15 protein-coding genes are annotated in these 17345 nt (G+C 66.0%); 7 read left to right on the top strand and 8 right to left on the bottom strand.

Annotated features, from left to right (window positions below; translation table 11 throughout):
* Positions 1-21: 21 nt before the first annotated feature.
* Positions 22-666 (bottom strand): hypothetical protein, encoded by a 645-nt coding sequence (locus ACW2Q0_RS03280; protein WP_457185872.1) that lies wholly within the window; start codon positions 664-666, stop codon positions 22-24.
* Positions 667-730: 64 nt separating this feature from the next.
* Here ACW2Q0_RS03280 and serC point away from each other — a divergent pair, with 64 nt between their 5' ends.
* From serC to ACW2Q0_RS03265, 3 genes are all read left to right on the top strand, one after another.
* Positions 731-1855 (top strand): phosphoserine transaminase, encoded by a 1125-nt coding sequence (serC, locus tag ACW2Q0_RS03275; protein WP_457185870.1) that lies wholly within the window; start codon positions 731-733, stop codon positions 1853-1855.
* A gap of 201 nt (positions 1856-2056) precedes the next feature.
* Positions 2057-3178, top strand: a complete 1122-nt coding sequence (gene sepH, locus ACW2Q0_RS03270) for a septation protein SepH (RefSeq protein ID WP_457185868.1) — start codon at positions 2057-2059, stop codon at positions 3176-3178.
* Positions 3179-3704: 526 nt separating this feature from the next.
* Entirely contained in the window at positions 3705-4448 is a 744-nt protein-coding gene (locus ACW2Q0_RS03265) for a DUF6928 family protein (protein ID WP_457185866.1), read from the top strand.
* 205 nt (positions 4449-4653) lie between these two features.
* Here ACW2Q0_RS03265 and tnpA read toward each other — a convergent pair whose 3' ends face one another.
* Positions 4654-5070 carry an IS200/IS605 family transposase gene (gene tnpA / locus ACW2Q0_RS03260; RefSeq protein ID WP_457185864.1) on the bottom strand — a complete coding sequence of 139 codons (417 nt, stop codon included), beginning with the start codon at positions 5068-5070 and terminating at the stop codon, positions 4654-4656.
* Positions 5071-5092: 22 nt separating this feature from the next.
* On the opposite strand from tnpA, the gene ACW2Q0_RS03255 reads away from it, so the two are divergent.
* Positions 5093-6286 carry an RNA-guided endonuclease InsQ/TnpB family protein gene (locus ACW2Q0_RS03255; protein WP_457185862.1) on the top strand — a complete coding sequence of 398 codons (1194 nt, stop codon included), beginning with the start codon at positions 5093-5095 and terminating at the stop codon, positions 6284-6286.
* 55 nt (positions 6287-6341) lie between these two features.
* Here the strand turns inward: ACW2Q0_RS03255 and ACW2Q0_RS03250 are convergent, their stop codons facing one another.
* Positions 6342-6653, bottom strand: a complete 312-nt coding sequence (locus ACW2Q0_RS03250) for a DUF2537 domain-containing protein (RefSeq protein WP_457185860.1) — start codon at positions 6651-6653, stop codon at positions 6342-6344.
* Between the two features lie 76 nt (positions 6654-6729).
* Complete coding sequence (locus ACW2Q0_RS03245) at positions 6730-7533, bottom strand: TrmH family RNA methyltransferase (protein ID WP_457185858.1); 804 nt, start codon at positions 7531-7533, stop codon at positions 6730-6732.
* Positions 7534-8052: 519 nt separating this feature from the next.
* Between ACW2Q0_RS03245 and ACW2Q0_RS03240 the strand changes: the two genes are divergently transcribed.
* Positions 8053-8481: a YccF domain-containing protein gene (locus tag ACW2Q0_RS03240; protein ID WP_457185856.1), complete on the top strand. Its 429-nt coding sequence runs from the start codon at positions 8053-8055 to the stop codon at positions 8479-8481.
* Positions 8482-8502: 21 nt separating this feature from the next.
* Here the strand turns inward: ACW2Q0_RS03240 and ACW2Q0_RS03235 are convergent, their stop codons facing one another.
* Positions 8503-8940, bottom strand: a complete 438-nt coding sequence (locus tag ACW2Q0_RS03235; protein ID WP_457185854.1) for a MarR family winged helix-turn-helix transcriptional regulator — start codon at positions 8938-8940, stop codon at positions 8503-8505.
* Positions 8941-9003: 63 nt separating this feature from the next.
* Between ACW2Q0_RS03235 and ACW2Q0_RS03230 the strand changes: the two genes are divergently transcribed.
* Positions 9004-9240, top strand: coding sequence for a DUF2530 domain-containing protein (locus ACW2Q0_RS03230; protein WP_457185852.1), 237 nt, complete (start codon positions 9004-9006; stop codon positions 9238-9240).
* A gap of 5 nt (positions 9241-9245) precedes the next feature.
* Here the strand turns inward: ACW2Q0_RS03230 and ACW2Q0_RS03225 are convergent, their stop codons facing one another.
* Positions 9246-11306, bottom strand: a complete 2061-nt coding sequence (locus ACW2Q0_RS03225; RefSeq protein WP_457185850.1) for a neutral/alkaline ceramidase — start codon at positions 11304-11306, stop codon at positions 9246-9248.
* Between the two features lie 127 nt (positions 11307-11433).
* Here ACW2Q0_RS03225 and ACW2Q0_RS03220 point away from each other — a divergent pair, with 127 nt between their 5' ends.
* On the top strand, positions 11434-12048 hold the full coding sequence (locus ACW2Q0_RS03220; protein WP_457185848.1) for a TetR/AcrR family transcriptional regulator: 615 nt from the start codon (positions 11434-11436) through the stop codon (positions 12046-12048).
* Between the two features lie 33 nt (positions 12049-12081).
* Here ACW2Q0_RS03220 and ACW2Q0_RS03215 read toward each other — a convergent pair whose 3' ends face one another.
* A complete protein-coding gene (locus tag ACW2Q0_RS03215; RefSeq protein ID WP_457185846.1) occupies positions 12082-15309 on the bottom strand; it encodes a sacsin N-terminal ATP-binding-like domain-containing protein in 3228 nt (1075 codons plus the stop codon).
* A 2-nt stretch (positions 15310-15311) separates the two neighbouring features.
* Positions 15312-17330 (bottom strand): DUF3027 domain-containing protein, encoded by a 2019-nt coding sequence (locus tag ACW2Q0_RS03210; RefSeq protein ID WP_457185844.1) that lies wholly within the window; start codon positions 17328-17330, stop codon positions 15312-15314.
* Positions 17331-17345 lie beyond the last annotated feature (15 nt).

Raw genomic sequence — 17345 nt, 5'->3', positions numbered from 1 at the left:
CTCGGACAGCGAGCCGCCGCACTAGTCCTCGTCGAGGGAGGCGAGCCAGTCGACCGCGACGGATTCGCCGCGGTCGACGGTGAAGAAGGCGACCTCGAGGTGCTGGCCGAGATCGACGAGGCCGATCGCGGCCAGCGGTACCGGTTGGATCAGCCGCACACGCCACGGTTTCACCTCGTCCCAGGCGCGCAGTTCCAGATCCAGGCGCAGCACCGGATCGTCGCGACCGGCGTAGTCGGCGGCGACCGGTGCGGCGGCCAGCACCGTGGCATCGGCGCGGCGGCCGTCGGAGAGGATCTTGGCGATGCTCGCCCGGCCGGACTCGGCGATATCGGGCACATACAGCACCAGGCGGTCGCGATCACCCGGATCGACCCGGCAGCCGATCACGTCACCGGGCCGCATCCGCTCCAGGTCGTCCTCGCGCATCCGCTGCCGTACCCGGGTTTCATATGGCAACGCGCCTTCTACCTGCACTCGAACCCAGAAAACGTGTCCGGATTCGTTGCGTCGCGCGCGCACACCGAGGATAGTCGCCGAGCCGATCGCGCCGCGTAGGAGTAACTCGCGCCGCTGCGCATCCAATAACACACCCGTGCGCAGTCCGAAGTTCCGCGGCCCCCCACTGCGCGCTCGCCACCCCGAGCCAACCGACGCCAGGTTCATGAGCGATAACGTTAGCCGGAGTGTGGTCAGAGTCACAGCAATACCACCGTCTACCCTGTTGGCCATGAGCGCTGAGTTCCCGACCATTCCCGACGATCTCAAGCCCGCCGACGGACGGTTCGGCTGTGGCCCCTCCAAGGTGCGCCCAGAGCAGTTGCAGTCTCTGGTGTCCGTGGGCGCCTCGGTGTTCGGAACAAGTCACCGGCAGAAGCCGGTCAAGGATGTGGTGGCGCGGGTGCGCAGCGGCCTGCGCGAGCTGTTCGCACTGCCCGACGGCTACGAGGTGGTGCTGGGCAACGGTGGCACCACGGCGTTCTGGGATGCCGCCGCGTTCGGCCTGATCCGGGAGCGCTCGCTGCACCTGACCAATGGCGAGTTCAGCTCGAAGTTCGCCGCGGTGGCCAAGGGCAACCCGTTCATCGGCGATCCGATCGTGGTCTCGGCCGAGCCGGGCAGTGCCCCCGAGCCGGTTTCGGACCCAACGGCCGACCTCATCGGCTGGGCGCACAACGAGACCTCCACCGGCGTTTCCATCCCCGTGCAGCGTCCGGCTGGTTCGGAGCACGCACTGATCGCCATCGACGCCACCTCCGGTGCGGGCGGTCTGCCGGTCAACATCACCGATGCCGATATCTACTACTTCGCACCGCAGAAGTGCTTCGCCGCCGACGGCGGCCTGTGGGTCGCGCTGATGAGCCCGGCCGCGCTGGCCCGGGTCGAGGAGATCAAGGCCTCGGGTCGCTGGACCCCGGACTTCCTTTCGCTGCCGATCGCGATCGACAACAGCACCAAGGATCAGACATACAACACCCCGGCGTTGGGCACCCTGCTGCTGTTCGCCGACCAGATCGAGTGGATCAACGCCAACGGCGGCCTGGACTGGGCGGTCAAGCGGACGCTGGACTCCTCGTCGCGGTTGTACTCCTGGGCCGAATCGAGCTCCTTCGCCACCCCGTACGTCGCGGATCCCGCGCACCGCTCACAGGTCGTCGGCACGATCGACTTCGCCGACTCGGTCGACGCGGCCGCCGTGGCAAAGGTGCTGCGCGCCAACGGAATCGTCGACACCGAGCCCTACCGCAAGCTCGGCCGCAACCAGCTGCGCGTCGGCATGTTCCCCGCCATCGACCCCGAGGATGTTTCGCAGCTGACGCGTAGCATCGACTGGGTTGTCGAAAAACTGGGGTAAATCGAGCTCGGTCATTTGCGACACGCCCACTCTCGACACGCCGCGTCTTCGGGCACCGCGCGTTGAATAGAGCAGATTAGCGAGGCGCGGAGGATCTTTCGCAGATTTCCGCTTCGCGTGTCTTGCCGCGAGATCACCAGTAGTGCATTACTGTTTCGGAAAGTGGGCGGTGTCGCGAGCCGACGCGATAAGGAGGTAACGGTGCGTGAACTTCGAGTGATCGGGGTGACGCCCGACTCCACGCACATCGTGTGCATCGACACCGAGACCGGCACCAAGTACCGGCTGCCCGCCGACGACAAGCTTCGAGCCGCAGCACGCGGAGACCTTGCCCGATTCGGCCAGATTGAGATCGAGATGGAAGCAACTATGCGTCCCCGCGATATTCAAGCTCGTATCCGTGCCGGGGCATCCGTTCAACAGGTCACCGAAGAATCCGGTATGCCGCTGAGTCGGGTGGAGCGGTTCGCCTATCCGGTGCTGCTGGAGCGGGCCCGCGCCGCCGAGCTCGCGCAGAAGGCGCATCCGGTGCGCGCCGACGGGCCGGCCGCGGAAACCCTCATAGATATCGTCACCGCCGCGTTCACCGAACGCGGTCACACGCTCGAAAATGCCGAGTGGGATGCCTGGAAAGACGAGAAGGGTTTCTGGGTCGCGCAGTTGCAGTGGCAGAACGGACGTTCCGAGATCGCCGCGCATTGGCGCTACCAGCCCGACGCGCACGGCGGCTCGGTTTCCCCACTCGACGATCCCGCCTCGGATCTGATCGATCCCGACTTCGGCCGTGCCCTACGCGGCCTCGCCACCATCCTGCCGCCGCAGGCGGAGATCGAGTCGCCCGCGGTGCCCGAGCCTGCGGTAGAGACCCGGCCGGTGGAGACCCGGCCGGCCGAGACGCGTCCCGCGCGCGAGAGCACGGCGGCATCGGCGCGTCCGGCGGCCCGGACTCAGCCGACGCTGGACGAGTACTACGAGCAGCGTTCCGTCGCGGCCGGCGGTAGCGGTACGCCGGTCGGCGCGGGCAGTGGGGCAGCCGCGATTCCGGCCGCCGCGAGCACGAATCCCGTTCCGGCCGCGACTTCTTCCGCTGCGGTCACCGCTGGGACGAATATCGCGCCTACCGTCGGCAGCGCTGCGGCTGGTGCCGGCACCACCCCGTCCGCGCCCGCGGCGCCCGCTACGGCCTCGAAGCCCGCTCCGAAGCCTGCTGCGGAGGAAACGCCGAAGAAGGCGCCCGCGAAGACAGCTCGGAACAAGCGCGGTAAGGCGCCGATGCCGTCGTGGGAGGACGTGTTGCTCGGGGTACGTAGCTCGGGGCACTGACTTTCGTTCCCGCGCTGGGGGTCCGGAGGCGGATCGAGATTCAGGGCGTAGTCGGCCAGTTCGGAGCAGTCGGGTTCGGAAAATCTGGCCGCGGTCAGTCTTCGGACATAGCGCAACTTCGAGCGGCCGATTCGGCCGCGGCCGGCTTTCAGACACAGCCGGCAGTCGCGAGGCGTGGCCAGGTCTTCCGCAACGGCTGAAGCCTCCACGCCTCGGCGCATTCGGATGTTGATCAAGATCAGGTGGACATGGTGGTGGGTTTCTGTCGGCGATGCCGACGTAGTTTCCACCTGATCTTGATTTCGGGCGCCCGGCTAAGTGTTTGCTGGGAATTTGTGAGGGGTGCTGGCGTGTTCGGATGCGGAAGGGCCGATGTTGGGCGCGTAGTGCGGGTAGATTTTTCGGTGTGGCGTCGACTCGATGAGTCGACGTCGGGCGGTTCACGGTAGCGGGAGTTGCTAGAGGGCACCGTGGGTTGCTCAAAATTTGCGGAGCGGTTTGGTGCAACCATCGGGAGGTGCCGGAAATGCTGTCCAAGGCTTCGTCTCTCTGGTATGTCGACGCACAGGATCCGTTGGCGGTACTCCGCGCGAACCACGATCCGGATCCCGAAGCCGCTCTCGCGCTGGCGAAACAGCTGCACACGGATCGCGATGTCAGGCCGATCATGGTCGGTACCCTGGGCGGCTGCGCGGGCCCGGATACCGACGAGGTATACATCGGTTGCTATCCGGGGGTCACGGTGGTGTGCTCGGCGCAGGCCGCGCGGGCACATCCGACGGCGCTGCCGGAGTTGCTGGTGCGCCCGCTCGCCTCCGATCACACCTATCTGATCTCCTTCGACATAAATCTCGGCTGGGGCGCGTTCGCCCATTGGGAGCGTGGAGAATTCCGGCGCTCATTCAGCTCGACACGGGTGAACATCCTGGAAGACGAGGGTCTGCCGCTGGTGTGGGAGCGATCGTATTGGGCCGGTGATCATCCGGTGCGGTGGCACGCCGGCGAACTGCCCGACCCGCAGACCCTCCCCTTCGACCCACCCGATTTCGCCGACGCCGCCAATAACGAATGGCTCGGTTTCCACTACCGCGCCCCCGCCCCCGAAGGTGCACTGGTCGCAGGCGATATCGCGGTCTGCGGATTCACCCTCTACCCCAAGGGCCAAGCCCCCGACCCCGCCGACCTGATCCGGCTGGAGAGGCACAACGGCGACACGAAACCGAGACGAGGTCTGCTCCACTGGCTCCGGGGCAAAGACCCGGTCTCATAATCGCGCGCAACTGGCATTGCCACCGCGTTACCTGGATTGCGGGCCACACCAAGGCGACAATGTCTCCCCACCTGGCCGGACGACTCGCGCTCGGCCCGCAGTCACAGAGGTCGCGCGCGCGAGCTACCAAATGTCCGCCAGTGCGCCGGGTTTCAGCCTGGTGGTGAAGGCGGACGCGGGAGGGCCGTCAAGGCCTGAGCGTGCTCTAGACGGGACGCTGCTGCTGTTCGATGTACTGCCGCAACACACTGGTCGGCGCGCCGTCGACCGAGCCCGCGAAGTAGGAACCCGACCAGAGTCGTTGCGCGCGCCAATAGTGGTGCACGAGGTCGGGGAATTCCTGGCGCATCCGCCGCGACGACACGCCCTTGAGGGAGTTGACCAGCCGCGACAGCGCGACCTTCGGCGGGAAGTTCACCAGCAAGTGGACGTGGTTGGTTTCGCCGTTGAACTCGACCAGCTCGCATTCGAAGTCCGTGCACACGGCCCGCATGATTTCCTCCATCCGCGCCAGGTGCCGGTCGGTGAACACGCGATGCCGGTATTTGGTGACGAAAACCAAGTGGGCGTGCAGCACGAAAACACAGTGTCTACCAGTTCGGATGGATTCGTAGTCAGCCATAAACCAATGATAGAATCATCGGGTGCAGCTGCGTTACAACTTCCGTCTCTACCCGAGCGTGGGTCAGCAGCGGTCGTTGTCGAAAGCGTTCGGTTGCGCGCGGGTGGTGTTCAACGATGCGCTGGCGGCTCGCCGAGCCGCGTTCGACGGCAAGCTTGCGTATATCCCGGACAGCGAGTTGTCGAAACGGTTGACCGAAGCAAAGTACACGCTGGAACGCGAGTGGCTGGCCGAGGTGTCCAGTGTGGTCCTGCAACAGGCCCTCGCCGATCTGAACACCGCCTACCGGAACTTCTTTCGGTCGGTATCCGGGAAACGCAAGGGCGCGAAGGTTGCACCGCCGCGTTTTCGTTCCCGCAAGGACAATCGGCAGTCGATCCGGTTCACGAAGAACGCGCGGTTCACGGTCACGCCCGGCGGGAAGTTGCGGTTGCCGAAGGTTGGGGACGTAGAGGTTCGCTGGTCGCGGGAGCTGCCCTCGGACCCGTCGAGCGTGACAGTGATCAAGGATTCCTCGGGCCGGTATTTCGCGTCGTTCGTGGTGCAGGTGGACGACGAACCGCTACCTTCGGTCGATTCCGAGGTGGGTATAGACCTGGGCTTGACGACATTCGCCGTCCTGTCCGACGGCAAGACGATCGCTTCGCCCAGGTTCCTGCGGCAGGCCGAACGCAAGCTTCGCCAGGCGCAAAAGTCCTTGTCTCGCAAGGAGAAGGGCGCGGCGAATCGGGCGAAAGCTCGATTGAAGGTTGCGAAGGCGCACGCGAAAGTGGCCGATACGCGCAGGGATTGGGCGCACAAGCACTCCACGATGATCATCCGCGACAACCAAGCGGTGTATGTGGAGGACTTGTGCGTGAAAGGTCTCGCGCGCACGAGGCTGGCGAAGTCGGTGCACGATGCGGGGTGGGGCCTGTTCACTCGCATGGTGGAGGAGAAGGCCGCGAGGTATGGCCGCACTTTTGGGAAGGTGGATCGGTTCTTCCCGTCGTCGCAGATGTGTTCGGTATGCGGCGCGATCGACGGTCGGAAACCGTTGCACGTCCGCGAGTGGACGTGCACCTGCGGGGTATCCCACGACCGGGATTTGAACGCCGCGATGAACATTCTGGCCGCCGGACGTGCGGACAGTTCAACGCCTGTGGAGCTGGTGTCAGTCGCGTCTTCGGGTGCGCAACCGGCTGTGAAGCAGGAACCCACCGGAAGCGCGGCATAACGCCCGCAGGCCGGAAACCCCGTCCTTCAGGGCGGGGAGGACGTCAAAAGATCTGCTATCCCGATAGACCGCCGATGATCAAGATGAACCAGCCGAGCAGCACACCCGCCGCGCCCCCACTGATAACCCAGCGGGTCACGGGGGCCAGACGCCAGCGCCAGGCAGTGGGGGTGGCGCCGCCGACCGCGACGAGGTTGACCACGATCGCGAGCAGGGGATGGACCTGCGCCAGCGCCGAGCCGAATGCGTACACGGCGACGGCCGTCAACAGCGCGACCATGGTCGCGACGGTGAGTCCGGCGGCCCACGGGGTCGGATCCCGGTACGGCTGGTAGGGCCGGTACGCCCCGTTCGGGAAGTAACTCACGACCGCGCCTCGCTGGGACTCGGCTCCGTCGTCAGCCACGGCACGCCATGCCTATGGTTCACTCGCCGACGCTCGCTCATGACGTCCTCACCCGTTCATAGAACGCCATGGCGGCCGCTGTCGCCACATTGAGCGAATCGGTGCCGGGTGCCATCGGGATGCGGGCTCGAATATCGGTGGCTCGCATAGCTTCTTCGGTCAATCCGGGTCCCTCCGCACCGAGCAGCAGCGCCACCCGCTCCCCTGTCATCGCCGTCGCCAGATTCACCGCGGCCGGGTTCGGGGTGAGCGCGATGAGCTGGAATCCCTTGTTCCGCAATGCATTCAGCCCCTCCGGCCATTTCGGCAGTTGCGCGAACGGCACCCGCAGCACATGCCCCATCGACACCCGCACCGCTCGCCGATACAACGGATCGGCGCACCGATCGCCGAACAGGATCGCATCGACGCCGAGCCCGGCGGCATTCCGGAACATCGAGCCGAGATTCTCGTGATCGTTCACGCCCTCCAGCACCGCGACCGTGCGGGCCCGCTCGATGACGTCCTGCGCGCTCAGCTCGGCGGGCCTGCGCGCCACCGCGAGCACCCCGCGATTGAGATGGAATCCGACCACCTCCGCCATCACCTCGGCGCTCGCCCGGTAATACGGCACATCGATTCCGGCTAGATCCTCCGCGAGTTCGGCCCGCCGTTTCTCCACCCCGAGCAGCGCACTCGGCCGGAACCGCGAATCCAACATCCGCTGGACAACCACCACCCCCTCCGCGATCACCAACCCTTTGCGCCCCGGCAGATCCGGCCGCCGATCCGCGGACTTCAGATCGCGAAAGTCATCGACCCGCGAATCTCCAGGATCACCGATATCGATCACATCAGCCACCGCTACATCCTGCCGTCCCCGCACACCCCCTCCAACCTCGGCGCCTACCCGGCTCGAGTCTTCGCAGCCGCCAACCGCCTGCAAGCCAAAGACGCCGCGCAACTACGCGCTCTCGACGAGGCATTCGGCGCGGAGCGCGACGCGGTACTCGGCTGGTTCTTCTGAGCCGAGCGATCGGCAGTCGGCAGAGTTTGTTGACGCAGCCAATGAATATCTAAATATTCGGCGACATCAATGTTGGATTCACCAACAAAATTGGGGCGCGATGTCCACCGATACCCCGCGTCGCACATCGTGGGCTCGGAACCGGCCTGCAACGCGGACCCCGCCCGGGTTGGATCGAAGTCATCGCTTCATCCATCCACGGGCCAGGGCGTGGTCGGTAGGGACTGAATCCCCTGAGTTGGGCTGGTTCTACCGGCTCGACTGGGCCGAGTGTCGCTGATCGGGGATTTCCCTGAGCCCGCCTCGTACTCCGGACCGATGTCCGGATATGCCATCGGCTGGCATGCTTGATTCATGAAGCCGATTCAGCTGGTGCTCAATATCCTGTGGCTCGTATTCGTCGGGTTCTGGATGGCGCTCGGCTACATTCTCGCGGGCATCATCTGCTGCGTCCTGATCATCACGATCCCCTGGGGTATCGCCGCGTTCCGGATCGCGATCTACGTGCTCTGGCCATTCGGACGCACCACGATCGAAAAACCCTCGGCGGGTGTCGGTTCGATGATCGGCAACATCATCTGGTTCATCGTCGCCGGTTGGTGGCTTGCGCTCGGCCACCTGTTCACCAGCATCCCGCTGTTCATCTCGATCATCGGCATACCCTTCGGCTGGGCGAACCTCAAACTCATCCCGATCTCCCTGTTCCCCCTCGGTCGCGACATCGTGGACAGCGACCAACCGTTCGGCGCCCGATACGCCCGTGGCGGCTACGCACCTCGCTAGCAAACGACCCGGGGAATCGGGTTACTCCGAGTTGTCGACGAGTTGCTTCATGATGCTGACCGCGCGGGTCAGCACGACCAGTTGTTCGTCGGTGAGAGTCGAGAGCTGTTCGGTCATCCAGGCTTCGCGGGCGCTGGTTTCGTCGACGATCAGTGCCCGGCCCGCATCCGAGAGCGAGACGATGATCTGACGGCCATCAGTCGGATGCGGCTTGCGCTCCACCAATTCCAGATCGGTGAGCGAGGCTATCACACGCGTCATCGAGGGTGGCTGCACGCGTTCCTTGGCGGCCAACGCGCCCGGCGTCATCGCCCCTTCCCGATGCAGGGTGGCGAGTGCGGAGAGCTGCGTCAGCGAGATCTGCGCGTCGGCGCGCCGTCCCCGCAGATGTCGCGTCAAGCGCACTACCGCGAGCGACAGCTCACCAGCGAGAGCTCGAACATCCGATGGCGTTGTCACAGAGCAGAACGATACGGGACACGCTGGCCGGTGACCGCCTGTTCCCGCAGCTACGCTGTGACTGTGCCCCAGAATGTCCCGCAGATCCCGCCGCGCTTCACCGATCCACGGCCGGTCCTCGTGGTCGGCAGCACGCTCTGGCTGATCGCCACCATCGTTGTGTGGACCAGCGACCGCTGGGAATCCGCCCGCCCGGTGTGTCTGATGGGGTTGGCCGTCGGCCTGCTCGGCTACACGATCTTCGCTATTCAGCGCCGGGGCGCCCGCCGCGGCGACAAAGGCGCGCAAACCGGACTTTGACCGCCTCAGCTCACTTCGAACTCGTTGGTGGTGCCGGTGAAGGGGTGCAGGGTGCCGTCCGGGCTCAGACCGTCGGCGAAGTGCCGCATGCGGTAGTTGCCCGGGGTGGCGTCCGTGGGGATGTCCCAGGTGAAGCGGGCTACGGATTCGGCGAGTCCGCGTTTGCTCCAGTAGAAGCGGACGGCCCATTCACCCTCGTTGGCGACGCGGACCCAGTCACCGGATGCGTTGCGGCGCTGTACCTCCAGGAAGGTCCCGTTGCGGCGCGGGTTGTGCTTGGGGTGGGCGGAGACGAATTCGGCGGCGGCCTGGGTACCACGCGCATACCAGGCGGCGGGCTGGGTCAGGACGTCGCCGAAACCACGCCCTGCCGGCGTGGCATCGGGACCGGGCGCAGGTTGGAAGTTCGGCTGCAGATTGGATATATCGCGGGGCGCCGGTCCGCGAGGCACCTGCTGACCGGCAGCGAAAGCCGTCGCCAGACGGGTGAACTCCTGCTGGTAGGCAGGCAATGTATAGCGACCGAAGAGGGTTGAGCCACCCTCGTACTGCTGGGAGTCGTATTCCTCCGGCGTGGTCACGTATTCGTGGTACGCGTTCGCGTAGCCCTGCATCAACACCTGCTCCAGCGCGACGCCGAGCGCGGCGGCGACGGTGCGGCGGATGCGCAGTCCGGCGACGATGGTGAATTCGCCACCGCCGCAAGCCAAGTAGAGCTCGCCGATCCGAACCAGCTGAATCGGCACCACATTCGGCACCCAGGGCACCGGCGGCAAGAGCCCGAGCGGCGCGATGATCGCCTTGGGCGCCTGCGCATCCGCGAGCCAGGACGGTGCGGGCTGGCGCGGATCGCCCAGCGCATCGATGAACGGATTGCGCACCCCCTCCGGGATCGGGACCCCCGGCAGACCCGGACCGTCCTCGACGCTGCCGGCGATGAGCGAGACACCCGCGGCGGCGGGCGCGGTATGGCGCGGTTGGCCGTCGGGGGTGAATCTGCCGTCGACGGCGGTATCGGCCAGGTCGATATAACAGAGCATCGAATCGACCGGACCGCTGATGGACTGCGCGCCCGACGACGCGGTTTTCGACGCGTCGTACTGGCGCTCGCCGATGATGCGGGTGTTCTCGAACTCGTTCTCGGTCGGCCCCGAACCCGGTTGCAGATTCAGATTCGGAGACAAATCCCCCGCGTTGGTCTGCGCGAACGCGGCGACGAAATCGGCCGGACCATCGAGATAGCGAACGCCGTGCTCGGCGTGTTCATAGGAGAACGAGGCGTAGCCCTTGTTATCCGCGCTGATCAGCCGGTTCTGGTTGGTCATCGATGTGTTGTGCGTGGCGAACCAGGTGATAGCGCCGACTTGCTTGCCGCCCTTGACGAATGACAGCACGGTGACCGCCGGGTCGATGGCATTCGGGAAGTGCTGTTTATCCACATCCGGATTGCGCTCGAAGGCGACTCGCGACCGGTTGACACTCGCGTCGTGCAGTTCGGCGCGGCCCAGCGAAAGCGTACCGGGTCCGAGATCGGCGTGCGCGGCGACGATAGCCTCCACAATGCCGTTCACCTCGGCGTCGTAGACCTGCTGTTGAAATCCCAGAATCGACAGGTTGTATGCGTAATCGTTGCTGGAGCCACCGCAGGTCGCATGTGAATGCGTCGAGGTGAGCAGGACGTTCTGCTCGGTATACAGATCACCGAAGCGGCGGGCGAGTTCGAGCAGGACGCCGCGATGCACGGACTGGAAAATCATGCCGTTCTCCGCGACGGCGAACACGATTCGGCGCGCACCACTGTCGATGACGAATGCGCGAGCACGCGGGCGCAGATGGATACCCGCCGTCTGCTGTTCGAACTGCGAATAGCCCATCATTCCGCATTCGGCGGCGGGGCCGGTGATATCGGAAAGACCGCGTCCGATAAGGTAGCCAGCGGATTCGGGAGTCGCGACGGCTGGTCCGTCGAGCGCCGCCGCCACACCTGGCACGGTGGCCACGGCTGTCGCGAGTACAGCGGAACCCGCCGCGGCTCGAGCCAGCACCGTTCTGCGCGAAATCGGCATACTTGTCTCCCTTCGATCCCGTGGTGCAGCGAACCACACAGCTAGACAGTCGTCCATTCGAGATTTTCGGCCCTGCGAATTGACTGTGGCGCAGTTGCGGACTTAACTCCCTTGGGTGTCCTCCCGATTGAGCGTCGAAGAACGACGGGCCCACCTTATCGAGGCAGCCATCGGCCTCGCCGAGAAAAAGGGCGTCGCGGGCGTGACCACGCGCGATGTCGCACAGGCAGCCGGCGTTTCGCTCGGTGTGGTGCATTACTGTTTCGAAAACAAGGACGCACTGATGACCGAGCTGGTCAAGGCGTTGTCGATGGAATTGCGTGATTCTGTCGACGCCAACGAAACAGTTTGGCAAGACGTCGGAAGTGGAAAAGAAGCGCTTCAAAAATTGATACGCGCCGGACTGGAACTGATGTGGCTCAACATCGAAGCCACACCGGAACGACAACTACTCACCTACGAAACCACGACATATGCGCTACGCGAAGGGGAATCTACTCCCGCGAAAATCGCGATCGCGCGCGAACAGTACGCATTCAACGACACCACCGTCGCCGACCTCCTCGACCAGGCCCGCGATGCCACCGGCTGCCGGTTGTCCGTGCCGGTGCCGACGCTGAGCCGCTTCGCCTTGAATGTGATCGACGGTGTGGTGTTGCGCTGGTTGGTCGACGATGACAGCGAAAGTGTGCGCGGACAACTGGATCTGCTCAGCGAGATGGTCGCGAACTACGCGGAGTAGGTGGGGCGCGAGTCGATCACGATCAGGCGGCAGTCAGGCTGGGTGATGCGGGGATTGGACGTGGGTGGTTGTGCCGTCGCGCCACCAGGGGACGCGGACAGTGGTTTCCAGGGCGCCGTGTAGGCGGATCTGGAGGTCGTCGTGCAGAACCAGGTCGCCTTGCTGGTCGGGCAGTGGAAATAGTTGGCGGAGAACGACTCCCAGCGGTTCGGCGAACCAGGTGGTGTGGCGGCCCTGGCTCGTCACCTCGGCGGTGATCACCTCGGAGACCATGGGGAGATCGAGCAAGTTCGCGAGCGCGGGTGCCGTGGGGGTATCGCCTGCTATCAGGTGATCCGCGGGGACGGCGAGGCCGAACCACGGCTGGTCGAGTACCCACGCATCATCAGGGTCGACGACCGCCGCAGACAGGGCGCGCACGCGCTCGGGGAGTTCGAGTTCGGTCAGGTCGAGGTGATCCACTGCGGCGGCGAGACGGGCGTGGATTCCAGAAACCACCTCGGGTGTAGGGGTTTTCGATGGATCGGCGAGGGCGGCCAGTAGTGCGGCGGCCAGTTCCTGGGTCATGGCGTTCGGGTTCGCCAAGACTGCGCGTAAGGCTTCGGGATCGAGGTCGGGGAGCTCGAATTCGGGTAGTAGACTGACGAATTCGGTATCCGCGGGGTGGCGGAGCAGGCCGAGAGGTGTGCCGTTGACGCGCGCGTGTCTGCGCAACCACCAAGCCGTGTAGCCTTCGGGATCGGTGAGCAGTTCGCGGGTGCGCGGACTGGATGCCAACTGTCGCAAGGCCGCTGGCCAGGACGGCTCGTCGACGAGGTCCAGGTCGCGGACTGCGGCCAGTTCCGGCGGATCCTCGGGCAGGCCCGACCACCAAAGTTCCTCGTCGTCCAGGTGGTGGTCGGGGCCGGTGGGATCGGATTCGACGACAATGCTGAAGTCCCAGCCGACGCCTACCGCGCGCAGCGCCTCGACGCCGTAGCGGTCCACCAGATCCGTTGCGACGGTGCCGAACGGCGAGTCCGGTACCAGCAATTCGCGCAACGGTGCCGCGGGGAGCAGCAATTCGTCGGCGGGGAGCAATTCTCCCGTCGTGTCGGGTAATTCGAGCAGGCCGAGCCAAGACGGCAGGGCCGACGGATCGGCATGCGCGGCGAGCCGCAGCACGGCGTCGGTGGTATCGCGATCGCCCGGCCGGTCCTCCAGTTCCGCGCGTAATCCGGGATCGCTCAATAGATCCTCGCCGGTGGCCGAACGTGCGCCGAGTCGCGCGAGCAGCGGATGCACTGCCTCGGGATGCACCAAACGCGCCCAGTGCACCGGGATGGCGACATCGAGTTGGTCATCCAAAACCACCGTGCGCGCACCGGTTACCAGTCGGCCGTCCGCGAGCGGTACCGCGAGCGCGCCGAGTTCCTCGGCAGCCAATGGATCGAGAACATATGGTTCCAACGCCGCATACAGCGACCGCCACCACTTCGGGGTCCGCTCGAGCCCACCCGAAAGTTCCGCCAGCCGAGCCAGTCCCAATCTGTGCACATCCAGCACACCCAGGGCCTCGCTGTGTGCGCGCTCCGATAACTCGGGCACCACCAGCGGGCCGACGACGTCATCCAGCAGGTCGGCCAGTTCCCAACTCAGACCGGTGAATACGCTCGCTCGGATAGGCACTGCCGTTGCGTCGTGGATTGGCTCGGGCGCGAGACAGCACGCGTCGCCAGGCAGGCCCGTAGCGGTCCAATCCTCGGTTTCGGACACACCGGCACTCGCGTCATGATGATCAGCATCGCAGCCCGCTGTTCCGAGCGTTGAAAAGGCTTGGTCAGCAGTCGAATCGGCCGATCTGATATCAGCTTGTCCCGAACGCGCTGCCATTGCACCAGAGGTTTTCGGTCGCGCGGCTACAACCGGAAGCCAGGGATGGGTCTGAAGTTCGCGGATCAGTGCCTCGCGCAGAATGCCGTCGACCTCGCTACGGGCGAAGCCCGGGGTGGGGACCAGGACGAGACGGTCGCGCGGCGGGAGGGCCCGGGCGAAATCGGCATAGCCCTCGGCGAATTCGGCAATGCGGGCACCGGGGAGAACCCGTCGACGGTCTGGCTGCATCGGGATATCGGCGATCAGGAGAGCCGGTAACGACAGCTCCTCGTCCGATCGCGTGGGCGCACGCAGCACATCCTGCGCGGCCGACACCGGCCGGCCATCGCGCAGCGGCAGCAGCCAGCGTGCCCGCGCAGTTCGGTACTCCCACCAAACCCGTTGCTGCGAGCCGGGGCCGTCGATGCGCAGTTCCCGCAGCGCCAGCCCAGCGGCTAGGCGTGCGCTCAGATCTCGATCGGTGCTGCCGAATTCGAGGTCGTCGGTTTCCTTCTTCCACCCGATTGGGTCGGTAAGCCCGCGACTCGGACCCGCACGCCCGCCGCTCATGTCGGCGACGGTGTCGCCAATGCCGTCGAGCACTCCTTTTCGGCTCGGCAGACCTGAATCGCCGGCGCCGAAATCCTCGCTGCTGTGTGCGGGGCACGCTCCGCTGTGCGCGCGCGGGTGCGGGGATTCGTTGTTCAGAGCGGTGACTGTACTGGTGATCTCGTCGTCGCCGATTTGGATGCCCCGTAGGGCGGGCAGTTCCAGGAGGAGGTCGACGGCTTCGGCGCGCATCGCGGCGAGAAGGGATTGGGGGTCGATGTCGGAGCGCAGGCGCAGGACGATCTCGGTGTCTGCGGCCGGCGGTGGGGTGGCGTCGTTCGGCCAGGCCAGGCGGAGGACAGGGGGTGTGAAGTTTTCGGCCGGGTCTGGGACGGTGATCGCGTGGTCGCGCAGGGCTTTCCAGGTGAGCTCGCGCGAGAACAGCAGGGAGCCGGTGGTCGAGCGCACCTCGATCTCGTCGCTGACCGTGCGTACGGCGGTGAAGCCGACGCCGAAGCGGCCCACGCTCGCGGCCGGATCCGCCTTACCGGAGGCGCGCAGCGCCGTCAGCGCGTGCACGCCCGAAAGATCCAGCGGTGCACCGGTATTCGAGATGTGCATGGCGCCGCCGACAAGACGCACTACCACTCGCCCCGCCACACCGGCCTTGGCCGCGGCATCCGCGGCGTTCTGCGCCAACTCGGTCAGCAGCCGATCCCGATACCCCGCCCGCACCAGATCCGCCTCGGTCGCCGCATCCTCACGCAACCGCGTAGGCGAATCACGCCAAGCCGCGAGAACCCCCGCCCGCAGCCCCGACGTCCCGAACGGATCCGCGGTCACGCCCTCCGCACTCACCTCTACAATGATGACCCGAACTCCGGCCGAGCCGCGGGCCCGGGCCTATTCCCACCCGCAGAGTCAGCAGCCTCGCCCTTGGCACCGGTGATCTCGCCGTCAGCATCGACCTGCCCACCGTCATCACCCGCAGCCGCGCTGTCGGTATCGACCGCTTCACCACGAACAGCGACGGTCCCAGCATCAGTGTCCGCACTCGCGTTATCTGCGTCAGCTGTCTCGGCACCAGCACCCGCGATCCAGCTTTCAGCTCGAGCAGCACGACCATCGATATCCGCACTCGCACTGTCCGCGCTTACCGCCTCGCCATCCGCATCCCTGATCTGGCCGACAGCGTCACCGTGGGTGTCCGCACTCACCCTGTGCGTGTCGGCCGCCTCGGCTCGAACCGCGCTAGACGCGCCACCCGCACTTTCAGCGTCACCTGCGAAGTCCGCCGGCGCACCAGCGTTGGCATCCGATTCCGGCTGCGCCCCAGCAACTCCAATGCCCGGTTCACTCGCCGTATCAGTACCCAACTCGGCCACGCGGTCGACGCCCGACGCCAGAGCACCGGGCCACACGTCCGACACAGACTCGCCGACGCTCGACTGGCCCCCCGCCACGCCACCGTCGACACCGATGGTCGGCGATGCCTCGCGAACTGCCGCACCACTCACGACCGCCGCCTCAGTCGCGACATCATCAGAGGATTCCGACTGCGACGCCACAGTTTCAGCACTCGACTCGCCGGAAGTGGAGACATTTGCCGAATCCTCGGTCGCGGCCTCAGACCCTGCCACGTCAGCCGAAATCTCGGCAGCCGCACCGTTCGACTCCACCTCACCACTGGCAGATGCATCTGTGGTCGATCCAGCCGGACTTTCCGCCGCATCCGTGCCGGGCACCACGTCGCCGACCGACCCGTTATCCACATCGGACGCGCCAGGAACGCGCTCGACCCCTGCACTCGGCTCGGCCACCACGTCCGCAGCGGGATCGGATGGGGCCGCAGCGCTGGATATGTCGGCCACATCGTGGGCAACGACATCGGGCCGGCCCGATGTGCTCGACTCTGCCGCAGCATCGCCTGGCAGCTGCACGACGTCCGACTCCACCGGGCCCGTCGCGCCGGTAGGCACATCACCCGACGCGGTGCCGCTCGGCTGCGCCACAGCATCGGATTCGGCGTGCTCATCCGACTCGGCCCCAGTCGCAGCTTCGCTGGTCTCCGAGGCAGTCGGCTCGTGCTCACTGACCGCATCCGCTGCGGCTGCGGGCGCGGGCTTGCCCGGCGCCTCCGCCGGGATCACGTCGAAAGCGGCGTCGTCGTATGCCTCGTACAGTGGCGATCCACCGCCGGTGGGGACTTCTACGTCCGAGTGCGCACCGCAGCCGTATTCGGTGTGCACTACGCGACCGTCGGCGCCCATGGCGTTTCCGCAGACGCCGAAAGCGGAGCGGAGGGCGCCGGCCAGCGGGAGGTAGAAGCCGCAGCTGCCGCAGGTGGCGGGCGCGGCCTTGGCCATATCGGTTTCGGGGCCGAATTCGGAGTACCAGCGTTCGGCGGCTTCTTCGCGGCCCTCGCGGCTGAGCACCTGGGGGCGGCCGAGGCCGATTTCCAGGGCCACCTCATCAACAGCCGGATCGCCGCTCGCGACGTAGCCGGGCACCAGACGCGGATCGTTCGCGGGCGGGGCGAGCAGATCGCCGGGCGCCAGATCGCCGGGGCGGATGCGCTGCTCCCACGGGATGAAATCGGGGGCGACCAGCGCGTCCGGACCGGGCAGCAGGGCCGATTCGCTCACCGTCGCGTAGTGCGCGCCGGGTGGGGCCGCCACCACGACCGCCCACTGCCAGCCGCGGTAACCGGGCAGGGTGGCCGCGAATCGGTGGGTCGCCGCGGACTCGTCCTCCGCGGTCACACCGAGATGCGCGCCCACGCCGGTCGGCTCCAACTCCAGGAGCGCACGGCGGGCAACGTCGACGGCATCGGCAAGGATCGGCCGCACACCGGACTGCGAAACAGATACTGCGCTCACGGCCTACATTTTGCC

Source organism: Nocardia citri (assembly GCF_054065835.1).
This window is presented reverse-complemented; position numbering and strand designations above follow the sequence as displayed.

Excerpts from the sequence above, each read along its gene's own strand:
- tnpA (WP_457185864.1), bottom strand. The coding sequence starts at position 5,070 with ATGGCTGACTACGAATCCATCCGAACTGGTAGACACTGTGTTTTCGTG.
- ACW2Q0_RS03240 (WP_457185856.1), top strand. The coding sequence starts at position 8,053 with ATGAAGCCGATTCAGCTGGTGCTCAATATCCTGTGGCTCGTATTCGTC.
- serC (WP_457185870.1), top strand. The coding sequence starts at position 731 with ATGAGCGCTGAGTTCCCGACCATTCCCGACGATCTCAAGCCCGCCGAC.
- ACW2Q0_RS03265 (WP_457185866.1), top strand. The coding sequence starts at position 3,705 with ATGCTGTCCAAGGCTTCGTCTCTCTGGTATGTCGACGCACAGGATCCG.
- ACW2Q0_RS03225 (WP_457185850.1), bottom strand. The coding sequence starts at position 11,306 with ATGCCGATTTCGCGCAGAACGGTGCTGGCTCGAGCCGCGGCGGGTTCC.
- ACW2Q0_RS03280 (WP_457185872.1), bottom strand. The coding sequence starts at position 666 with ATGAACCTGGCGTCGGTTGGCTCGGGGTGGCGAGCGCGCAGTGGGGGG.